The sequence below is a fragment of the Nitratidesulfovibrio sp. HK-II genome (genome assembly GCF_003402415.2).
Classification (GTDB): domain Bacteria; phylum Desulfobacterota; class Desulfovibrionia; order Desulfovibrionales; family Desulfovibrionaceae; genus Cupidesulfovibrio.
Map to the genome: position 1 here is coordinate 3,765,144 of NZ_AP036014.1, position 20,449 is coordinate 3,785,592.

General features: G+C 66.1%; 18 protein-coding genes. 8 read left to right on the forward strand and 10 right to left on the reverse strand.

The window, feature by feature from the left end:
* Positions 1 to 37: 37 nt before the first annotated feature.
* The 3 genes from folD to RVX_RS15890 form a co-directional block, all read right to left on the reverse strand.
* Positions 38 to 904 carry a bifunctional methylenetetrahydrofolate dehydrogenase/methenyltetrahydrofolate cyclohydrolase FolD gene (gene folD, locus RVX_RS15880; RefSeq protein ID WP_116307782.1) on the reverse strand — a complete coding sequence of 289 codons (867 nt, stop codon included), beginning with the start codon at positions 902 to 904 and terminating at the stop codon, positions 38 to 40.
* 713 nt (positions 905 to 1,617) lie between these two features.
* Entirely contained in the window at positions 1,618 to 2,922 is a 1,305-nt protein-coding gene (gene eno / locus RVX_RS15885; RefSeq protein ID WP_116307781.1) for a phosphopyruvate hydratase, read from the reverse strand.
* Positions 2,923 to 3,039: 117 nt separating this feature from the next.
* On the reverse strand, positions 3,040 to 3,828 hold the full coding sequence (locus RVX_RS15890) for a type III pantothenate kinase (RefSeq protein WP_116307780.1): 789 nt from the start codon (positions 3,826 to 3,828) through the stop codon (positions 3,040 to 3,042).
* Positions 3,829 to 4,299: 471 nt separating this feature from the next.
* On the opposite strand from RVX_RS15890, the gene RVX_RS15895 reads away from it, so the two are divergent.
* Entirely contained in the window at positions 4,300 to 4,605 is a 306-nt protein-coding gene (locus RVX_RS15895) for a hypothetical protein (RefSeq protein ID WP_116307779.1), read from the forward strand.
* A 252-nt stretch (positions 4,606 to 4,857) separates the two neighbouring features.
* Here RVX_RS15895 and RVX_RS15900 read toward each other — a convergent pair whose 3' ends face one another.
* Entirely contained in the window at positions 4,858 to 5,490 is a 633-nt protein-coding gene (locus tag RVX_RS15900; RefSeq protein WP_116307778.1) for a tetratricopeptide repeat protein, read from the reverse strand.
* Positions 5,491 to 5,589: 99 nt separating this feature from the next.
* Here RVX_RS15900 and RVX_RS15905 point away from each other — a divergent pair, with 99 nt between their 5' ends.
* From RVX_RS15905 to RVX_RS15935, 7 genes are all read left to right on the forward strand, one after another.
* Positions 5,590 to 5,784: a ferredoxin gene (locus tag RVX_RS15905; protein ID WP_012612933.1), complete on the forward strand. Its 195-nt coding sequence runs from the start codon at positions 5,590 to 5,592 to the stop codon at positions 5,782 to 5,784.
* A gap of 349 nt (positions 5,785 to 6,133) precedes the next feature.
* Entirely contained in the window at positions 6,134 to 6,412 is a 279-nt protein-coding gene (locus RVX_RS15910) for a DUF2325 domain-containing protein (protein WP_116307777.1), read from the forward strand.
* 211 nt (positions 6,413 to 6,623) lie between these two features.
* A complete protein-coding gene (locus RVX_RS15915; RefSeq protein WP_043609158.1) occupies positions 6,624 to 6,950 on the forward strand; it encodes a tetratricopeptide repeat protein in 327 nt (108 codons plus the stop codon).
* A 398-nt stretch (positions 6,951 to 7,348) separates the two neighbouring features.
* Entirely contained in the window at positions 7,349 to 7,813 is a 465-nt protein-coding gene (locus RVX_RS15920) for a chemotaxis protein CheX (RefSeq protein WP_116307776.1), read from the forward strand.
* A 600-nt stretch (positions 7,814 to 8,413) separates the two neighbouring features.
* Positions 8,414 to 9,130: a radical SAM protein gene (locus RVX_RS15925; RefSeq protein ID WP_116307775.1), complete on the forward strand. Its 717-nt coding sequence runs from the start codon at positions 8,414 to 8,416 to the stop codon at positions 9,128 to 9,130.
* Entirely contained in the window at positions 9,030 to 11,075 is a 2,046-nt protein-coding gene (locus RVX_RS15930; protein ID WP_116307774.1) for a ribonucleoside triphosphate reductase, read from the forward strand. The genes RVX_RS15925 and RVX_RS15930 overlap by 101 nt, the downstream gene beginning before the upstream one ends.
* A gap of 292 nt (positions 11,076 to 11,367) precedes the next feature.
* A complete protein-coding gene (locus RVX_RS15935) occupies positions 11,368 to 12,585 on the forward strand; it encodes a MalY/PatB family protein (protein ID WP_116307773.1) in 1,218 nt (405 codons plus the stop codon).
* 158 nt (positions 12,586 to 12,743) lie between these two features.
* Here the strand turns inward: RVX_RS15935 and RVX_RS15940 are convergent, their stop codons facing one another.
* From RVX_RS15940 to RVX_RS15965, 6 genes are all read right to left on the reverse strand, one after another.
* Positions 12,744 to 13,763, reverse strand: a complete 1,020-nt coding sequence (locus tag RVX_RS15940) for an ABC transporter ATP-binding protein (RefSeq protein ID WP_116307772.1) — start codon at positions 13,761 to 13,763, stop codon at positions 12,744 to 12,746.
* A 13-nt stretch (positions 13,764 to 13,776) separates the two neighbouring features.
* Entirely contained in the window at positions 13,777 to 14,778 is a 1,002-nt protein-coding gene (locus RVX_RS15945) for an ABC transporter ATP-binding protein (protein ID WP_116307771.1), read from the reverse strand.
* A 3-nt stretch (positions 14,779 to 14,781) separates the two neighbouring features.
* Entirely contained in the window at positions 14,782 to 15,702 is a 921-nt protein-coding gene (locus RVX_RS15950; protein WP_116307770.1) for an ABC transporter permease, read from the reverse strand.
* A gap of 1 nt (position 15,703) precedes the next feature.
* Complete coding sequence (locus RVX_RS15955; RefSeq protein WP_007524784.1) at positions 15,704 to 16,681, reverse strand: ABC transporter permease; 978 nt, start codon at positions 16,679 to 16,681, stop codon at positions 15,704 to 15,706.
* A 534-nt stretch (positions 16,682 to 17,215) separates the two neighbouring features.
* Positions 17,216 to 18,778 (reverse strand): ABC transporter substrate-binding protein, encoded by a 1,563-nt coding sequence (locus tag RVX_RS15960; protein ID WP_116307769.1) that lies wholly within the window; start codon positions 18,776 to 18,778, stop codon positions 17,216 to 17,218.
* Positions 18,779 to 19,218: 440 nt separating this feature from the next.
* A complete protein-coding gene (locus RVX_RS15965; RefSeq protein ID WP_116307768.1) occupies positions 19,219 to 20,211 on the reverse strand; it encodes a hypothetical protein in 993 nt (330 codons plus the stop codon).
* Positions 20,212 to 20,449: the final 238 nt, after the last annotated feature.

Genomic DNA, 20,449 nt, shown 5'->3' on the forward strand with positions numbered 1-20,449 from the left:
CGGTCTGCCCCGGCATCACCCCCGCGCCGAATCCCCGTTACCCGGCCATGCCGGTGCGGGCCTTCCACGAGATCACGGTATTGACGAGCAACTGGGCGATGGTCATGGGACCCACGCCGCCGGGCACCGGCGTCATGGCCGAGGCGATGCAGCTGATGTCGTCGTACTTGCAGTCGCCCACCAGCCCTTCTTCGGTGCGGTGAATGCCCACGTCCACCACCACCGCGCCGGGCTTGACCATGTCCGAGGTTATCAGGCAGGGCCGCCCCGCCGCCACGAACAGGAAATCGGCCCGGCGGCATTCCTCGGCAAGGTTCGGCGTGCCGGAATGGCACACCGTCACCGTGGCGTTGGCGTACTTGCCGGGCGCGCCCAGCATCAGCGCCAGCGGCTTGCCCACGATGTTGCTGCGCCCCACCACCACGGCCTTCTTGCCCGAAGGCGAAAGGTCGTACCGCTCCAGCAGGGTCATCACCCCCGCCGGAGTGCACGGGCGAAAGCCCGGCAGGCCCAGCGCCAGCCGCCCCATGTTCTCGGGGTGAAAGCCGTCCACATCCTTTTTCGGGCTGATGCGCTCCAGACAACGCTGGCTGTTCAGCCCCTTGGGCAGCGGCAGTTGCAGCAGGATGCCGTCGATGTCCTCGCGCCCGTTCAGGTCGTCGATGAGCGCCTCCAGCGCCTCCTGCGCGGTGTCCGCAGGCAGGCGAAACGCCTCGGACCGGATGCCCGCCTCGGCGCAGCCGCGCTCCTTGTTGCGCACGTACACCTGCGAGGCCCCGTCGTCGCCCACCAGAATCACCGCAAGGCCCGGCGCGCGGCCCGCCGCCGCAAGACCCGCCGCCACCTCTTCCTTCAGCTCCGCGCGAATGGCCGCAGCCGTCGCCTTGCCGTCAAGCAGCACCATGTCTCCACCTCCCGAAATCCGGCGCGCGTGCGCGCCGCCTGTCTGATTCCGCTGCCCGGCACTGTTGTGCGTCCCGGTCGCATCCGCCATGTGTCGCTGCCCTGTTTCTCCGCGGGAGAGCAGGCAGTGTTTTGAAGTCGGGGCTCTGCCCCGTGCCCCGCCGGGGGAGCACGCTCCCCCGGTCCCCCTTTCAAGGGTGGGGCTCAAACTGAAATATCTTTACAAAGGCATCGCAGTGGCAGACCGGCTCACACACGCAAGGCCCGCCGTCTCTCCGTGACGGGCCACGCCGCAGCACGGTGCCTTCCTGTCTCCACCAGTCTTTCTTCTGTCGAACTGCCTTTCTTCCTTATACTCCGCGCGGTCCTCCGCGCGGACGGCGGGTGCGGGAAAGACGGGTGAAACTACGAAATGCGGAGGCTGGCAAGGAAGGGGACGTTTTCCCGAAGGGAGCGTGCGGCAGCCGTTATGTGAGCTTGCGAACATTACGGATGGCGACCGCAACGCGCTCTGCCGTACGTGACCAAGGGAAAATGGCCACTGACGCCGCCAGCACCCGAATAGCGGGTTTTGCCGCGTATTCCCCGCGTTGGGACACAGGCAGGGCCTCTCCCCGCCTTTCCCTCTTCCCTCCTCCCGCCTTTCTCCCCCCGCCCGAAAGCAAAAGGGAGGGAGCCTCGCAGACCCCCTCCCCGTCATCGCGCAAGCGTGCGCTAGTCCTCGCCTTCTTCCTCGAAGCCGAAGTGCGCGCTCATCATGGGCCCGAAGTAGATGCCCGTGTCGTCCAGGTCTTCCTCGATGCGCAGCAGCTGGTTGTACTTGGCCAGCCGGTCGCTGCGGCACAGGGAGCCGGTCTTGATCTGCCCGGCGTTCAGGCCCACGGCGAGGTCGGAGATGAAGTGGTCCTCGGTCTCGCCCGAACGGTGCGAAATCACCGTGGTGTACGCGGCCTGCTTGGCCATCTCGATGGTGTCCAGGGTCTCGGTCAGCGTGCCGATCTGGTTCAGCTTGATGAGGATGGAGTTGGCCACGCCCTCGTCAATGCCCTCGGCCAGGATGTCCGGATTGGTCACGAAGATGTCGTCGCCCACCAACTGGATGGTGTCGCCCAGCTTGTAGGTCAGCTCGCGCCAGCCGTCCCAGTCGGACTCGGCCAGGCCGTCCTCGATGGAGATCAGCGGGTAGCGCGTGGTGAACTCGCCCAGCCATTCCACCATCTCGGAATTGGACAGGTTCTTGCCCTCGCCCGCCAGCACGTACTTGCCGTCCTTGTGGAACTCGGACGCGGCGGCGTCGATGGCCAGCGCGATTTCCGCGCCGGGAATGTAGCCCGCTTCCTCGATGGCCTTCATGATGTAGCGGAAGGCCTCGTCGTGGTTCTTCAGGTTGGGGGCAAAGCCGCCCTCGTCGCCCACGCTGGTCACGTGGCCGTCGGCGGCCAGCAGCGCCTTCAGGGTATGGAAGGTCTCCGCGCCCATGCGCAGCGCGTCGCGGAAGGTGGCCGCGCCGATGGGCATGATCATGAATTCCTGAATGTCCAGGTTGTTGGGCGCATGCGCGCCGCCGTTGATGATGTTCATCAGCGGCACGGGCAGCACCTTGGAATTGACGCCGCCCAGGTACTGGTACAGCGGCAGCCCCAGGAAGCTGGACGCGGCCCGCGCGGTGGCCAGGGATACGCCCAGCATGGCGTTGGCCCCCAGGCGCGACTTGTTGTCGGTGCCGTCGAGGTCGAGCAGGGTGTTGTCCACCTGCACCTGGCGCAGGGCGTCGAGCCCCACGGTGGCCTCGGCGATTTCACCCATCACGTTGTCCACGGCCTTCTCCACGCCCTTGCCCTTGTAACGGCCCTTGTCGCCGTCGCGCATTTCCAGCGCTTCGCGGGTGCCGGTGGAGGCGCCGGAAGGCACGGCGGCGCGGCCGGTGTGGCCCGATTCAAGGGAAACTTCCACCTCGACGGTGGGATTCCCGCGGGAGTCAAGGATTTCCCTCGCCCAGACGGATACGATGGTGCTCATCTGCATCTCCTTGGTCCTTTCATGTTCGTCGGGTTTCGGTCGTCGGAATGTCTATTGTCGGATGCGGCCCGCGCCCGGCCCCGCCCCGGCCCGGAATGGAGGGGCGATGGCGTGGCCCTAGCGGGTGCCGCTTTCAAGATACAACAACCGCAGGCCTTCCAGCAGCAGGTCGGGCCTTACGTGGTCGAAACAGCGGCTCACCCGCGCGATGTCCCGGGCGAACCCGCCCGTGGCCACCACCTCGGTGGGGCCGGGCAGCACGTCGCCCAGGCGGGCCAGCACGCCCTCGGTCATGGCGGCGAAGCCGAAAATGAACCCGTGGTTCAGGCTGGTGGTGGTGGAACGGCCGATGACCGGCGTATCCTCCGCCACTTCCAGACTGATGCGCGGCAGCTTGGCCGTGCGCGACGACAACGCCCCGGCGGACGAAAGCACGCCGGGACATATCAAACCGCCAAGATACGCGCCGCCCTCCACGCAGTCAAACGTGGTGGCGGTGCCGAAATCCACGGAAACCAGCGACCGGGGGCCGGGGTACAGCCGCCGGGCGGCATAGGCGGCCACCAGCCGGTCGGCCCCCACCTCTGCCGGGCGCTCGTAGCGGTTTTCCAGCGGGATGGCCACGTCGCCGGGCGCGAACAGCAGCTTGCGGTACAGGTAGCGTTCGCAGGCGCGGCGGACCAGCGGATTGACGCTGGGCACCACCGAACTGGCCACGCAGGCCGAAATGTCGGCCGGACCAAGCCCGGCGTGGCGCAGCACCTCCAGCAGGCGCAGGCCGATGGAGTCGGCCGTCTGGCCGGGGTCGGTGGGCAGCACGTACGAGGTCAGCACCGCGCTTTCCACCGCGATGCCGATCTTGACGTTGGTGTTGCCGATGTCGAACAGCAGGAAATTCTGGGTCATGCCGCTTCCGGAAGGAACAGGGCGAGGGTGGCGCGCCCCGCCCCGGAACGCCCGGGGCCAGGGGCTGGCAAGGGCCTGCCCGCACGCGCCGGAGACAAGGAGGACGCACACGGGGCGCACATGGATGCAAGTGTAGCGCGTTCGGGCGGAAACGCAACCGTGGCGCGCCGCTTCGCCTACCCCAAAGCGGCCCGGACCGCAATCCCGGACAGCCGGATCACCGACACCGACGGACGACACGCACTGGCGACACCGACGGGGGGCAGGAACGGGCCGCAGGAACGGGCGGGGGACTAGGCGGGTGACTGGACGCGCGGCAGATGTGCGGGGCGGAGCGGGTGCGCCGCCGGACCGCGCGCGCCCTCATGCCCGAGGGTGGCGCACCCGTGCCGGAATCCCGACGCCATGGCCCGTTTGCACGGCCCTTGCAGAATGACGCGGGCAGACGGAAAAAACTTCCAGGAGGCCGCCATGACCACGGGGACCACGGGTATCACCACCCTTTCGCAGGATTCCTTCTCGCGCATCGACGCGCTGCTGACCCGCGCCCGCGAGACCACCGAAACCAAGCGCAGCGCGCTCGACACCGCCGGACAGGTCGGACAGGCCGGGCTGGCAGGACAGGCCGCGCAGGGCGTGCAGACCAGCGCCGTCGCCGTTCCCACCGCCGAGGCCGACCAGGCCTACAGCTCCGTGATGGACATGCTGTCCGCCCCGTCGAGCGACGCGCACCGCTCGCTGGACCCGGAGCGGGTGGCCCGCCTGCTGAACCTCTAGGCCGGGCTTCCGGCCGCAAGAAGGGTTTCGCTGCCCCTCGCGCCGCCACGCGGCGGTTGGTTGGCGACTGTCCAGCTACCGGAACTACCCGCCCGTGCCCACTCCTGACGGGCGCACGGGTTGGTGCAGCCCGCGCGCCAACGGCATGACGCCCTCATCCGCGAAAACTGTCTCGCGGATGAGGGCGTCATGCCGTGCGCAACCCGCGCCCGCCGGGTCGGCCTCCCGGGTGCCGTCCGGCCCTGCCGCGCCTCAGGCCGGGTCGGGTTCGCCCTTGCTGCGGGCCAGCGCCGTGTCGTGCACTCGCCTGGCCTGTTCCTTGTCCGGGTCCACTTCCATGGCCTTGCGCAGGTGGCGCAGAGCCCGCTTGGGCTCGCCCGCCTCCAGCATGGCCTTGCCCATCAACAGGAACAGGCGGTGTTCGTTACGATAGTGGCCCATGGCCTCGGTGAACGCCTCGTCGGCCTCGGCCACCTTCTTGTGCTCCAGCAGCCGCCTGCCGTGCAGCAGCAGCTTGTCGAGCTGCTGCTTGCGGGCGATGGCCTGCTCGTAGGACTCCTGCTCCTGCTCGTCGCGCATGGAGCGCAGGATGCGGGCCAGGGTGCCCAGCAATTGTTTTTCGGCCCCCTTCTCGAAGACCAGGCCGCGCGGCGAAATGGCCGCGGCGCGGGCCTTCACGTCCTCGTCGCGCGAAAGCAACTGCACCATCTCGCGCAGCGCGCCGTGCAGTTCCGTCAGGTCGCGCCCTACGATGCCGCCGTCCGCAATGCCCTGCACGCCGGCTGCGGTGGCCGCAAGTGCGCGCGGCACGTCGTGCCGATGGAAATATGCCTTGGCTCGCGCCAGAAATTCGCGCGTCTGGCGCGCGTCGCCTTTGGGTGACACCGGGTTGCCTCCGCCGCGAGGGACGCCGCGCCCCCCGCCCGTTGTGCTCGACGCTACGGCCATGCTATACCATGTGGCAAACAGCCCAAGGAGGCCACCATGGCGAAATACCTGTACCTCGATCAGGACGAATGCATGGCGTGCGAATCGTGCGTCGAACTTTGCCCCGAGGCGTTCAGAATGTCCAGCGCGGGCGAATACGCCGAGGTCATCGACCCGAACACCACCGCGGAGTGCGTGGAAGACGCCATCTCCACCTGCCCGGTGGAATGTATCGAATGGCGTGAGGAATAGCCCCGCGCCTCCCTCCCCTGCCCCTTTTCCGCCTAGCGCCCGGGCCGCCCCTTCTTGCCGGAACGGGCGGCCCGCATGCGTTCGACCTGACACGAGTAATCGCGGGCAGCGCCGTTCGCCCGCCCTCGCCGTTCCCTCGCCACGCCACCGTGCGGCCCCGCACGCCACAGACTGTTCGCGTCGCCATTCCAGACGCTCCTTTTTCCGCCCTGCAGCACCCCTGGAAAGCTGAACAACACCCCCGCCCCCGTGGCCATGTGCACCAAACATCACACCGCATCATTGACAATGAAAATCGTTTTCATTAAACAGGACGAAACGACGCGAGACTCGTCGGAAGGAGCCTCCCATGTGCGCAGCACTGATCGGCGGAATGGACAGACTGAAGCGCGACTACATCAATGCCGCCCTTGCCAGCGGCGTGGACCTGAAGGTGTTCACCGGCAAGGAAAACCGCATCGCCGACAAGCTCGGCCAGGCGGACCTGGTCATCGTGTTCACCAACAAGATATCCCACGCCGCCAAGCGCGAGGTGGTGCAGCACGCCAAGGCCAACAGCATTCCCGTGCAGATGCTGCACAGTTGCGGCGTTTCCACCCTGCGCCAGGCGCTGGAGCCCGCCAACTAGATTTCGGCACGACGAGGCGCCGCTGGCGACCCCCGGCCCACCCCGCGAAGCACAGGGATGCGACCCGCCCGGCGCATCCCGGCCGGGGATCGCGGCGGCGCCCCCGTGACGGATCAGCGTACCCCGATACATACAGACTAGCGTGATGCGCGGCAAAATACAGGCACGCAGGCCGCGCATCACGCCATCTGACCACTACGAGGATACGACCATGTGCGCAGCAAGCCGCATCGGCGCATTGAACAGGCAGGGCATGCAGGCCCTTTCGGAAGGCAACCTCGCCAACGCGGACTTCCTGCTCTCGCAGGCGTTGCGCCAGGCCATGTCCCTGGGACTGTCCGGCTTCGAGGCCAAGATCCGCAACAATCTCGGGCTGGTCTGCCGTCTGCGCGGCCGCACCGAAGAAGCCGTGGCCCATTTTTCCGCCGCGCTGGCCCATCTGGAGGCCAAGGTAGGCACCGGGCACCGCGTCTATGCCACCATTGAGGGCAACCTGAACGCCGCCCGCACCGAAGCTGGCGCACGAGCCCCGCAGTAGATCCGGGGGCGCATGTCGCGCCCCTCTGCTCCCCCGTCGCGTCCGACCGCACCCGACCGCACCCGGCCCGTGCGGCTGACTCACCAGCTTCCGGGCTGGCCCGGCACGCCTTGGCGCATCCACTCGGCAGCACATGCCGCATTGCGCCACTCTGGCCGCGCGCGCGCTGCCCCTTCAGCATCGCTGCGATGCATTTCACGCACATGCGATGCACCCACCGCGCGCCACGCTACAGCCCGCCCACCTACCTTGCGGCACCCGCCGCGTTTTCCGGCTTTTGCCGTGAATCTCATGCCTTGGCACTGGACGGCCCCCGGCCGTTTCCAGTAGTCTGTGCAATGCGCCGCCACCGCACACCACGCTGCGCGGGGCGCGCCCTACCGCCAAGGAGCCATACCATGAGCACCGGCATCGAAGTCGCAAAGCCCTTCATCGCGGCCACCATCAACGTGTTGTCCACCATGGCGGGCATCACCCCCACGGCTGGCGTGCCGTACGTGAAGAAGAACAACGTGGCCAAGGGCGACGTGTCTGCCGTCATCGGCATCACCGGGCACAAGAACGGCACCATCTCGGTGACCTTCACCAAGAAGTGCGCCATTGCCCTGGTCAAGGCCATGCTGGGCGACGACATCCAGGACATCGTGCAGGACATCAAGGACGCCGTGGGCGAGGTCACCAACATGATCTCCGGCCAGGCCCGCGCGGGCCTTGCCGAAATGGGCATGACCTTCCAGGGGGCCACCCCCTCGGTGATCATGGGGGATGGACACACCATCAGCCACGTCACCAAGGCGCCCATCATCGCCATCCCCTTCGGCACCCCGCACGGAGATTTTACCGTGGAGTTCTGCTTCGAATAGTTCGCCGGTCCTGCCTTACAGGGCCTTACAGGGCCTTACAGGGCGGACAGCGTCGAACAGGACCGGACAGGGGGCCAGGCCACGGCCACGTGCGGGAACGCACGGCAGCTTTCCACAGCCAGCCTGTCCACACCGCATCCCCCTTGCTGTGCACAGCGCCGCCGCACTCCGGCGGCGCACGTTTTTTCACAGCACGCCTTCAACAAACCATCCACCTATAATCACACCCCTTCTTCACGGGCGACAGCGGCTCGACAGGGGATGCCGGACCATCCGCGCGCCACATGCGGAACGTGCGGCGCGCAGACTGTGGAAAGACAAAAATGTCGGCTCGCAGACAGCGACGCAAAGGTCCAAAACCGGGAAAAAATAGCCCGGTATTCCACCCCCTAACGGGTTAAGGACTGGCTTTTCCAAAACACCCCACTATACAAAAAAATAGGGGTGCAGTAGGCTTCGGACCGAACTAACCCGATGGGTTAAATTTTTCCTAGACACTTTCATGATGGCCCGAAACGCCCGCGCACGCCGCAATCGCGTCATCATGAAGGCCATTCATGTTCACGGGCACTCGCCGCCCGGACAAGGATACTTCCCGTCATGTCCTCCGCATGGAACCACGTGCATGGCTTCGAGCGCCTGAGCCTCTGCGACTGGCCCGGCTACAGCAGTTGCGTCGTCTTTCTGGGCGGCTGCAACATGCGCTGCCCCACCTGCCACAACTGGCAGCTGGCCTGGCATGCCGACACCCTGCCCGTGCTTTCGCGCGCCGCCATCGAAGCGTACATCGAAGCCCGCCGCCACTGGCTGGACGGCGTGGTCGTGACCGGGGGGGAAGCGACCATGGTCGAGGGCTTCGCCGACATGCTCCGCGATCTGCGCCGCTTCGGCCTGCCCGTGAAGGTGGACAGCAACGGCCTGCGCCCCGACGTGGTGGAACTGCTGCTGCGCGACGGCCTGGCCGACGCCTTCTCCATCGATGTCAAGGGGCCCTTCGCCCTCTACCCGCGCCTGTCCGGCGGGACCACCAGCCCGGACGAGGCCCGCGCCGCGCTTTCGCGCATCTTTGCGCTGGCCCAGGCGCAACCCGACGCGTTCATGTTTCGCCTCACCCGCGTTCCCGTGCTTTCCGATGACGACGTGGAAGCGGCCCGCCGCCAGCTTCCCGCCGGATTCGACCTGAAGATACAGGATTACGTGCCCCCCCGGAGGAAGCATGCCGAAGCAGATTCTGAAACGCGACGGACGGCTGGAGACGTGGTCCACGGACCGCATCGCGGAAGCCATCCTGAAGGCCCTGAAAGCAAACGGCATTAAGGACCCGCTGCTCTCCAAGCGCATCGCCCACAGGGTGGAGCTGAAGCTCGCGGACTGCGAGATTCCCGAGCAGGAACAGGTGCAGGACACCGTGGAACAGGTGCTGATGGAATCGCGCCTGTACGCCGTGGCCAAGCGGTACATCATCTACCGCGAAACGCGCCGCACCCTGCGCGAGCAGAAGGCCGCCTTCCTCGACATTTCCGAGACCATCGACAACTACCTCACCAAAGCCGACTGGCGCGTGAACGAGAACGCCAACATGACGCACTCGTTCCAGGGCCTGATGCTGCACCTTTCCGGCACCCTGCAGGCCAAGTACGCGCTGGAGAAGTACCCGGAAGAAGTGCGCCAGGCCCACGACCACGGCTACTTCCACATCCACGACCTGTCCTTTGGCCTTGCGGGCTACTGCGCCGGCTGGAGCCTGCGCGACCTGTTGCTGGAAGGGTTCAACCTGGAAAACCGGTCCAGCGCCGGGCCCGCCAAGCATCTGGACACCGCCATGGGCCAGATGATCAATTTTCTCGGCACGTTGCAGAACGAATGGGCGGGAGCCCAGGCCTTCAACAACGTGGACACCTACCTCGCCCCCTTCGTGCGCAACGACGGCCTGACCTACAAGCAGGTGCGCCAGGCCATGCAGAAGTTCGTGTTCAACCTGAACACAACCTCGCGCTGGGGCGGCCAGAGCCCGTTCACCAACCTGACCTTCGACCTGGTGCCGCCCAAGCACATCGCCACCGAGCCCATCATCATCGGCGGCGAATACAAGGATTCCGTCTACGGCGAATACGCGCCGGAAATGGAGATGCTGAACCGCGCCTTCCTGGAAGTGATGCTGGACGGCGACTTCCACGGCCGCATCTTCTCCTTTCCCATTCCCACGTACAACGTCACCAAGGACTTTCCGTGGGATTCGGAGATCGGCGACCTGCTGCTGAAGCTTACCGCCAAGTACGGTGCGCCCTACTTCCAGAACTTCATCAATTCCAACCTCAACCCCGAAGACGTGCGCTCCATGTGCTGCCGGTTGCAGATGGACCTGCGGCAGTTGCGCAACAAGGTGGGGGGGCTGTTCGGCGCGGGCGACCTGACCGGGTCCATCGGGGTGGTCACCCTGAACCTGCCCAAGCTGGCCTACCTTGCCCAGGGCGAAGAGGACTTTCTGGACATGGTGACCGAATACGCGGAGCTGGCCCGCGATTCGCTGGAATTCAAGCGCAAGCTGGTCACCGCCAACCTTGAGCGCGGCATGTTCCCGTGGTCGCGCCGGTACCTCAAGAACGGCTTTGCCGGGCACTTTTCCACCATCGGGCTGGTGGGCGGCCACGAGGCCTGCCAGAACCTGCTGGGCAAGGGCATCGAAACCGAGGCGGGCGTGCGGCTGATGCAGCGCACCCTGAACCACCTGCGCAACCTGACCGCGCGCTTTCAGGAAGAAACCGGCACCCTGTACAATCTGGAAGCCACCCCCGCCGAGGGCACCAGCTACCGCCTGGCCAAGATCGACAAGTCGCTCTATTCCGAAATCAAGGCCTCCGGCAACGGCACCCCGTACTACACCAACTCCACCGCCCTGCCCGTGGGCATGACCGAAGACGTGTTCGCCGCGCTGGATCACCAGAACAAGCTGCAACCGCTGTACACCGGCGGCTCGGTGTTCCACACCTACCTCGGCGAATCCGTGGCCGACACCAAGGCCCTGAAGAAGTTCATCATCAAGGCCTTTACCCAGACGCGCCTGCCGTACCTTTCCGTCACCCCCACCTTTTCGGTGTGCAAGGACCACGGCTACCTGCAAGGCGAAAAGCATGAATGCCCCGACTGCGGCCAGGCCACGGAAGTGTACACCCGCATCGTGGGCTACTACCGCCCCGTGTCCCAGTGGAACAAGGGCAAGCAGGTCGAATACGACGACCGCGTCTGCTACAACGGGTTTTAAAGACAGGTTCAAGCCAACCCTGGTTCAGACTGTTGGCAAATCCACATTCTTGCGGGGGAGGGCCCCTTTTGAAAAAGGGTCTCCTCCCCCGCCCCCCTCCCCCCAAAACTTCCATTCGTGCTTTCTGTAGCTACAGAAGCACAACGCATGGGGTTCCAAGGGGCCTCGGCCCCTTGGCCGCCGGAGGCGTCTAAATTGCTGATGATGCCAACACCCTGAGCCGCCTACCGGGCGGCTCTTTCACATAGGCGGACTTGCCCCGCCAAACCCGACGCCCGCGTCACCCCTCGCCATGCCCGACCACAACTTCGACTTCGACCACGCCCCCGACCGACGCAACACCGGCAGCCTGAAATGGGACGACATGGGGCACATGTTCAACCTTTCGCCGGATGAAGCCGCCAACGCCATCCCCCTGTGGGTGGCCGACATGGACTTTGCCTCGCCCCCGGCGGCGCGCGATGCCGTGGCCCGGCTGGCCGAGCGTGGCGTGTTCGGCTACCCGGCGGATGGCAACGCCTGCCGCGAAGCCGTGTCCCACTGGCTGGCCACCCGCCACGGCTGGACCGTGAACCCGCGCCACCTGCTGCCCCTGCCCACGGTGGTGGCCTCGCTGTGCCTGGCGGTGCGGCTGTTCACCCGGCCCGGCGACGGCGTGGTCATCCAGACGCCCATCTACCCGCCCTTTCGTGCGGCCGTGCAGGACGCGGGCTGCCGGGTGCTGGCCAACCCGCTGGCCCTCACCACGGATGCCGACGGCAACCCCTTCCATGAAATGGATTTCGACGCGCTGGATACGGCCCTTGCCGACGGCGGACGCGGGGCCAAGATGCTGCTGCTGTGCAGCCCGCACAACCCCGGCGGCAGGGTGTGGACCCGCGCGGAACTGACCCGCGTGGCCGAACTGTGCCTGAAGCACGGCACGCTCATGGTCAGCGACGAAATCCACCACGACCTGCTGTTGCCCGGCCACGCGCACACCGTGCTGGCCAGCCTGTCGCCGGAGGTTGCCGAGCGCACCATCACCGCCGTGTCCTCCGCCAAGGCGTTCAACGTGCCCGGCGCGGGCCTTGCCCACGTGGTCATCGAGGACGACACCCTGCGCCGCACCTTTCGCGCGGAACTCACCGGCCTCGGCATCCGCCACCCCAACATGTTCGGACTGGCCACCACCGAGGCCGCCTGCCGCCACGGCGGCCCCTGGCTGGACGCGCTGATGGCCTACATCGCGGGCAACGCCGCGCTGGTGCGCCACGTGCTGGGACAGCGCCTGCCCGCAGTCCGCGTCATGCAGCCGCAGGGCACCTATCTTTCATGGGTGGACTTTCGCCCCCTGGGCCTTGCGGAGGCCGACCTGCTGCACCGCGTGCGCCACGAGGCGGGCGTGGTGCCCAGCCCCGGTTCCAGCTTCGGCCCGGAAGGCGAAGGCTGGCTGCGCCTGAACCTGGGCTGCCCGCGCGCGCTGCTGCGCACCGCACTGGACCGCATGGCGGATGTGTTGGGCAAGTAGCCAACTGCACACCACGATATCCGCCGCACAAGAACAACGTCCCCCGTCGCGCTGACGCGACGGGGGACAATCGAAAAGTTTTGGAAGATGGGGGGCCGGGGGAAGAAACCTTTTCCGAAAGGTTTCTTCCCCCGGTTATCTTTCAATTGAGGCGTCCGCTAAATCCGCCCTTCCTCCACGCCGTGGCAGGCCACCAGCGCGCCGCCGTCAAGCTGGCGGGCCTTGGGCACCTCGCGCATGCAACGTTCGTTGGCGTGCGGGCAGCGGCCGTGGAACACGCAGCCAGAGGGCAGGTTGATGGGCGTGGGCACGTCGCCGGAAAGTTTGATGTGCGCGGCGGCCTTGCCGCCGATGCGCGGGATGGCCGACAGCAGGGCCTGGGTGTACGGGTGGCGCGGGGTGCCGAACAGGTCTGCGGCATCGGCCAGTTCGCACAGGCTGCCCAGGTACATCACGGCCACGCGGTTGGAGATGTGCTCCACCACCGAAAGGTCGTGGCTGATGAACAGGTAGGTCAGGTTGCGCTTCTCCTGCATGTCCATCATCAGGTTCAGCACCTGCGCCTGAATGGACACGTCCAGCGCCGAGATGGGTTCGTCCGCCACGATGAACTCGGGGTCCACCACCAGGGCGCGGGCGATGGAGATGCGCTGGCGCTGCCCGCCGGAGAATTCGTGCGGGTAGCGCACGCCCCACAGCGGGTTCACGCCCACCTGCTCCATGACGTCGGCCACGCGGGTGCGCACGTCGGCGTCGGAGATGCCGGGGTTGTGGAAGCGCACCGGCTCTTCCAGAATCTCGCGCACCTTCATGCGCGGGTTCAGCGAGGCGTAGGGGTCCTGAAAGACCATCTGCATGCGGGTGCGGTAGGGCAGCATGCCATTGTCGCTCAGGTTGTCGATGCGCTCGCCCCGGTACAGGATTTCGCCGCCGGTGGCCCGGTACAGGCCGATGACGGTGCGCGCCAGGGTGGACTTGCCGCAGCCCGACTCGCCCACCACGCTCAAGGTCTCACCGGGCAGGATGTCGAAGCTCACGTCGTTGACGGCATGCACCACGGTGCGCTTGCGGGTGATGCGGCCGCCGGAAATGCGTAGCTGGTCCAGCAGCCCGCCGGAGATGTCGAAATGCTTGACGACGTTGCGCAGCGAAAGCAGTGCGGTGTTCTGGTTGGTCATTCCGGCGTCCCCCTTAGGCTACCATATGGCAGGCCGCCAGACGGCCATCACTCTTCACTTCGAGCAGCGGCCGGGTGGTGGTGCACACGGTTTCGCACAGCTCGCAGCGGTTGTTGAACGGACAGCCGCGCGGCACGTCGGAAAGGCTGGGCATACTGCCGGGAATCTGGTTCAGGCGGCGGCGGGCACGCGGCGCGGCCACGGTTTCCAAGCCGCACACGGACTTGTCCGCACACTGCGGCAGCGCGCCCAACAGGCCCCGCGTGTAGGGGTGCAGCGGCTCGCCCACCACTTTCGCGGTGTCGCCCATCTCCACGATGCCGCCCGCGTACATCACCGCGATCTTCTGGGTGACCTGCGAGACCACGCCAAGGTCGTGGGTGATCAGGATCAGGCCCATGTCCTCCGACTGGCACAGCTCCAGCAGCAGGTCCATGATCTCGGCCTGGATGGTCACGTCGAGGGCCGTGGTGGGCTCGTCGGCAATGATCAGCGACGGGGACGTCAGCAGGGCGATGGCGATGACGATGCGCTGGCGCATGCCGCCCGAGAATTCATGCGGGTACTGGGTCAGCCGGCGTTCCGGCGAGGGAATGTAGACCTTGCGCAGCTTGTCCAGGGCAATGGCCTCGGCTTCCTTGCGGGTCACCTTCATGTGGGCGCGGATGGTCTCGATCATCTGCGTGCCCACGGTCAGCACCGGGTTCAGGGTCATCATGGGATCCTGAAAGATCATGCTGATGCGGTTGCCCCGGATGTCACGCAGGGTTTCCGCGTCGGCCTTGGTCAGGTCCTTGCCCTCGAACAGCACGGAGCCGCCCGCGATGAAGCCGGGCTTGGACACCAGGTTCAGGATGGAGAACCCGGTGACGGACTTGCCCGCGCCCGATTCGCCCACAAGGCCCAGGCGCTCGCCCTTGCCCAGGGTGAACGAGACGTCGTTGACGGCGGTGAGCGCGGTGTCGCGCAGCGCGAACTTGACGGTAAGGTTGGATACGTCGAGCAGCGGTTGCATGGGCTAGTCCTTGTACAGCTTGGGATTCAGGAAGTCCCGCAGCCAGTCGCCAAGCAGGTTGATGGACAGCACCAGCAGAATCAGCACCACGCCCGGAAACAGCGTTATCCACCAACTGCCGCTGAAGAAGTACTGAAAGCCCGACTTGATCAGCGAGCCCAGCGAAGGCTTGGTCACCGGCATGCCCAGGCCCAGGAACGACAGGGCCGCCTCGCTCATGATGGCGTTGGCCACCTGCACTGTGGAAATGACCAGCACCGGGGTGAGCGTGTTGGGCAGAATGTGCCGCCACATGATGCGGAAGGGCTTGAGCCCTATGACCCGCGCCGCCTCCACGTATTCCTTCTTCTTCTCCGCCAGCACCGAGGCGCGCACGGTGCGCGCGTACTGCGGCCATTCCGCCAGGCCGATGACCAGCACCAGGAAGGGCACGGCCACCTGTTCGTAGCGGCCCACGCCAAAGGTCATCTGCACGATGGCCCCCAGAAAGATGGCCACCATGTACGACGAGAACGACAGCTGCACGTCGGCGATGCGCATCAGGATGTTGTCCAGTCTGCGGCTGCCGTAGCCGGACAAGAGGCCCACCATGATGCCGATGCACGCCTGCATGGCCACCGCGCCCACGCCGATCAGCAGGGACACGCGCATGCCGTACAGGATGGCCGAGAACAGGTCGCGCCCCTGGTTGTCGGTGCCCAGCAGAAAGGCCGGGTTGCCGCCATCCTTCCACAGGGGGGGCGTTTCCGCGTCCATGATGTCGATGTTGGCCCCGTCGAACGGGTTGTGCGGGGCAATGACCGGGGCCAGCAGCGCCGAGCAGGCCAGGATGACGAACAGGGCGAAGCTGGTCACCGCCACCGGGTCGCGCAGGAAGGAATACAGGAAGTACGACTGGCGGAAACGCCGCAGAAGACCGGCCATGTTACTTCCTCCCCGCGATGCGGACCATGGGGTTCACGAAGCCGTAGATCAGGTCCACCACCGTGTTCACGGTGACGAACACGGCCCCGACAAAGATCAGGTAGGCCACCAGCAGCGCCGTGTCGGCGCGTTCCACGGCCTCCACGAACATGAAGCCCATGCCCTGCCACTGGAACACCGTCTCGGTCAGGATGGTGAAGGCGATCATGATGCCAAGCTGCACGCCCCCCACGGTGATGACCGGCAGAAGGGTGTTCTTGAAGGCGTGCACCATCACCACGCGCCATTCGGGCAGGCCCTTGGCCCGCGCGAACTTCACGTATTCGGTCTCCAGCGCCTCCTTCATCTCGGCGCGGATCAGCCGGATGAACAGCGGCAGCATGATGGACGACAGGGCGATGGAGGGCAGGATGATGTGCTTGAAATTGGGCCAGGTGGTCAGCACCGATGTCCACCCCGGAAATATCTCCACCGGGTTGCCGCGCCCGAACGAGGGCAGCCAGCCAAGGTGCACCGAAAAGATGTAGATCATGAAGATGGCCGTCAGGAACACCGGCACCGAAACCCCCACGATGCTGATGCCCATGAACAGGCGCGACAGCACCGAGCGCGGGCGGCAGGCGGAATACACGCCCACCGGCACCGAGATCAGCACGATGATGCACTGGGCCACGAAGACCAGTTCCAGCGTGGCCGGGGCTTTCGCCAGGATCACATCCAGCGCGGGCTTGCGGTAGAAGTACGAGGTGCCCAAGTCGCCCTGCACGGCGTTCTTGGTGAAGCGCGCCCACTGGACCAGGTACGGATCGTTCAGGCCCAGCTTTTCGCGCAGGGCCTCGCGTTCCTTGACGGATACGGACACGCCCACCATCTCGCGCGTGGGGTCGCCGACGGACTGCTTGATGGCGAACCCGATGAAGCTGATGATGAACATGACCAGCAAGGCTTGCGCCACCCTGCGGATGATGAATGCGAACATGTGCGTCTCGTTGCCGGTTTCGGCGTTGCTGGTTGCCGCGGTGCCGGGGCCGCGCGTCTTTTACCGCATGGCCCCCATCCGGTGCGGACTCCCGCACGATGCGGAAACGGGGGCGGGCTGACGGCGGCAGCGCCAGCGCGCACGGGCCGGGTGCGTGCGAACGTCCCGGCCGGGGGGGGCCCCAAAGTCCCCCTGCGCAGCAGGGGCGGCGGGACCGCATGCTGCGGCCACGAAAGCGCGATGGCGCGAAACGGCGTGCGCGGCGTTGTCCGCAACCCGGCCACGATGGCGCACCGTGTTCCGGTGAACCTGCGGGAAACGCCCGCCGCGCGTCCGGCATGGCCTGGCGAAAAGCCCGGCGCAACGCCGAAAGGCGGGGGCTGCGGAATGCCGCGCGTCGGTAACGGGGTGAACCCCGCCCGGTGGGCTACAAAATTTTGGCGGGGCAGGCAAGGGGTGTTCCCCTGCCCGCCCGTCTTCACAAAACCGTCGAAAAGGCGCGGAGGCATGTTAACCCTCCGCGCCCGTTCGTCATTACTGCATCACGAGGTCGCCAAAGTAGGGGAAGTCCTGCACGTTGATGATCGCCTTGGCGTTCTTCACCGTCTTGCGGGCAGCCCACGACAGCGGCTCCATGTGCAGCGGCACGAAGGCCGCCTCGTCATAGGCCAGCTTTTCGGATTCCTGCAGCACGGCGTCACGCTTCTTGGGATCGGTGGTGCGGTTGGCTTCCTCGATCAGCGCGTCGTACTTCTTGTTGCAGTAGTTGCCGCTGTTGTACTGGCCCATGCCGGTGTCCTTGTTGGCGCACATCAGCAGGTATTCGCCGTAGTTGGCGGTGTCTTCGGTGTCCGGATGCCAGCCGATCATCTGGATGTCGGCCACCTGGGCGTCGTACTCATCCCAGTACTGGGCCTTGGGCATGGTCTTCAGGTTCACCTTGATGCCGATCTTGGCCATCATGGAAACGAAGGCCTGGGCCACCTTTTCGTCGTTCACGTAGCGGTTGTTGGGCGCGATCATGGTCAGTTCCAGACCCTTCTCGTAGCCCGCTTCCTTCATCAGCTTCTGGGCCTTGGCCAGGTCGAAGCGGGGCTTCAGGTCGGCGATGTAGCCGGGGTAGCCCTTGGGGGCCTGCTGATGGGTGACCACGGTGTAGCCCTTCATGATCTTGGCCACGATGCCCGCATGGTCGGTGGCGGCGATGATGGCTTCACGCACCTTGGGATTGGCCAGGGCGGGGTTGCGCTTCTGGTTCAGCTGGAAGGTGATGATGCGGGTGCTGGCCATGGTGATCAGCTCGACGTCGGGGTTCTTGGCGAGCTGGTCGTAGTCCTGCACGGGCACGGGGGTGATGAAGTCCACGTCGCCCTTCAGGATGGCGGCCACGCGGGTGGCTTCGTTCTTGATGGGGGTGAGTTCGATGGTGTCGACGTTGCCGCGCTTGCCCCAGTAGTTGGGGTTGGCCTTCAGCACCAGCTTCACGCCGTGCTCGCGCTGCGCCACCATGAACGGGCCGGTGCCCGAGGCGTTCTCGTTGGCGAACGAGGGACCGTTCTTCACCACGGCGCCCTTGGGCTGGCCCGCGGCGTCGGTGCCGGTGTAGAACTTGGAATCCATGGGGAAGATGTAGGTGGCCAGGTTCATCACCAGGCCGTAGGGCTCGGTGGTGATGATGTCGATGGTGTTGTCGTCGACAACCTTGGGCTCGGCGAACTTGACGTACAGGCCCTTGAAGTCGGGGGATTCCTTCAGGCGCTTGATGGTCCAGGCCACGTCGGCGGCGGTGAGCGGGTTGCCGCTGTGGAACTTCACGCCCTTGCGCAGGTGGAAGCGCATGGTGGTGGGGTTGACCTGTTCCCACTTCTCGGCCAGGCGCGGTTCGAACTTCATGTCCTGGGTCCAGCGCACCAGGGGATCGAACACCCAGTGCGAGTAGGCCAGCATGGGGCCGGAAAGCTGCATGTGCGGGTCGAGCGATTCAGGGTCGGAAGAGATGCCGACCCGGAAGGTCTTGCCTTCGGCGGCTTCGGCCTTGGGGCCGAACGCCAGCACGGCCGCCAACATCATCATGAGCAGTACGATGGTCCGTTTCATCCAGTACCTCCAGCGGTTGTTGATGCAATGACGCCGCGCGGGACCGGGTACGGCTCGTCCCGTGGCCGTAAGTCCGGCGCCGCCGACGCGTTGTCCGATGCATGAGACCGACAGTCCTGTAGACCATCCGGCGGCTGGTGCGTCAAGACGCGGGCCGTGCGAATATTGTCAAATCGCGCTACGCAAATGTACCGTGAAATCAGCGTGTAGGCGCGACGGCGCGGCGCCTGCCCCGCCCGGCGGGCGCAAAGGCCGTTGGCGAAAGATCGCGGAAGGCCAGAAAGGGCCTGCTGCGGCAAGGGGATGATTTCAAATCAGGATTTTCGTTCGTTGGCAAGGAAAACAAGCCTGCCATGAAGGAGCATACTCTTATCGTATTCGACCGAAATGGCAGGCGACGTTTGACGATGCCAACGGACGAAAAGACGATTTGAAAGCCGCTACTGGGCGCGCACCTTGCGCATATACTCCATGTACACGGCGTTCACCCACTGGGCCAGGCGGTACACGCCGTCGCGCACGGGCAGCCAGGTCACCATGCCGTCGGCGTCCGGCTTGCCCTCGAACTGGAACTCCAGCCCCACGTCCACCCCGCCGGGCAGGCTGCCCGCAGACTGCATGCGGGTGGAGACCTCGGCCTTCAGCAGCAGGTCCAGGGGCTGGTGCGCGCCCCCTGGCCAGTGCAGGATGGTGCGCAGCACCACCCGGTCGCCCCGGTTCAGCAAGCCCGTTTCCGGCCCTTCGCCCGCGCGGGGGGCGATGCAGGCGCGCAGGCCCCCGGCGGAAACGTCCACCAGATAGGGCTGCGCGTCATTAGCAGGCAAGGAACCGGGGGCAGGAACGCTTGCGGGGGCTGGCGCATCGCCCCCCGCAGTGTCCGCCACCGTCCCGCCGGGCACGGAGGATTCCGCGCCCAGCGGCCCCTGGGCCGCCACCCCGCCGATGCGCAGGTAGCCGTCCAGCGCGGCCAGGGACAGGGGGCCGTCATCGGGCGACTGGTCGCGCCGCATTTCCAGCATGCCCACCAGTTCCGGCACCGGGCGCACCCGCACGCTGCGGCGGCGCTGGCCCGACTCGATGGCGGCGGGCTTTTCCAGTTCCACGATCAGCCCCGTGGACAGGGCGCGGATGTCGAGGATGCGCGAGGCGAACATGAAGTGCTGTTCGGTGCGCTGGGGGACCATGGCCACGATGCGGAAATAGCACTCCACCACCTGGCCCTTCCATGCCGCGGAAAGCCGCACCCCGGTGGACATGTCGATGAGCAGGGTGGGCCCCTCGCACGATTCGATGAGCCCCGGCAGCGAATGCTGCTTGCCGTCGCGGGTGCGCACCACCACGTAGAACCGCGCCCGGCGGTCGGCCGCCAGGCGCAGTTGCCGGTACACCAGGTTCGCCGCGTGTTCCTCGTCCTTCTTTCCGAACAATGCCATTGGTGCTCCTGCGGCATGCCTCTGGCGCGGCATGCCCCGCATGGTCGTGTGTCTGCGTTGCGCGCGGCGGCCTGGCTCCCCCGAGCGGACCATGACGGTCCGTGCGCCGCGCGTTTTTGAGCACTGCCCCGGAAGGGCCGATGCGTCAAGGACAACCGGGCAGACAATGGCAACCGGGGCAGACAAGCGCACCCGACTGCCGACGCCCGGCCCGCAAGCGGCAACCGGGCGCGGCCCA

Bases quoted from the DNA above. Each gene is read 5' to 3' on its own strand.
- folD (WP_116307782.1), bottom strand. From the start codon at position 904: ATGGTGCTGCTTGACGGCAAGGCGACGGCTGCGGCCATTCGCGCGGAG.
- eno (WP_116307781.1), bottom strand. From the start codon at position 2,922: ATGAGCACCATCGTATCCGTCTGGGCGAGGGAAATCCTTGACTCCCGC.
- RVX_RS15890 (WP_116307780.1), bottom strand. From the start codon at position 3,828: ATGACCCAGAATTTCCTGCTGTTCGACATCGGCAACACCAACGTCAAG.
- RVX_RS15895 (WP_116307779.1), top strand. From the start codon at position 4,300: ATGACCACGGGGACCACGGGTATCACCACCCTTTCGCAGGATTCCTTC.
- RVX_RS15905 (WP_012612933.1), top strand. From the start codon at position 5,590: ATGGCGAAATACCTGTACCTCGATCAGGACGAATGCATGGCGTGCGAA.
- RVX_RS15910 (WP_116307777.1), top strand. From the start codon at position 6,134: ATGTGCGCAGCACTGATCGGCGGAATGGACAGACTGAAGCGCGACTAC.
- RVX_RS15915 (WP_043609158.1), top strand. From the start codon at position 6,624: ATGTGCGCAGCAAGCCGCATCGGCGCATTGAACAGGCAGGGCATGCAG.
- RVX_RS15920 (WP_116307776.1), top strand. From the start codon at position 7,349: ATGAGCACCGGCATCGAAGTCGCAAAGCCCTTCATCGCGGCCACCATC.
- RVX_RS15925 (WP_116307775.1), top strand. From the start codon at position 8,414: ATGTCCTCCGCATGGAACCACGTGCATGGCTTCGAGCGCCTGAGCCTC.
- RVX_RS15930 (WP_116307774.1), top strand. From the start codon at position 9,030: ATGCCGAAGCAGATTCTGAAACGCGACGGACGGCTGGAGACGTGGTCC.
- RVX_RS15935 (WP_116307773.1), top strand. From the start codon at position 11,368: ATGCCCGACCACAACTTCGACTTCGACCACGCCCCCGACCGACGCAAC.
- RVX_RS15940 (WP_116307772.1), bottom strand. From the start codon at position 13,763: ATGACCAACCAGAACACCGCACTGCTTTCGCTGCGCAACGTCGTCAAG.
- RVX_RS15945 (WP_116307771.1), bottom strand. From the start codon at position 14,778: ATGCAACCGCTGCTCGACGTATCCAACCTTACCGTCAAGTTCGCGCTG.
- RVX_RS15950 (WP_116307770.1), bottom strand. From the start codon at position 15,702: ATGGCCGGTCTTCTGCGGCGTTTCCGCCAGTCGTACTTCCTGTATTCC.
- RVX_RS15955 (WP_007524784.1), bottom strand. From the start codon at position 16,681: ATGTTCGCATTCATCATCCGCAGGGTGGCGCAAGCCTTGCTGGTCATG.
- RVX_RS15960 (WP_116307769.1), bottom strand. From the start codon at position 18,778: ATGAAACGGACCATCGTACTGCTCATGATGATGTTGGCGGCCGTGCTG.
- RVX_RS15965 (WP_116307768.1), bottom strand. From the start codon at position 20,211: ATGGCATTGTTCGGAAAGAAGGACGAGGAACACGCGGCGAACCTGGTG.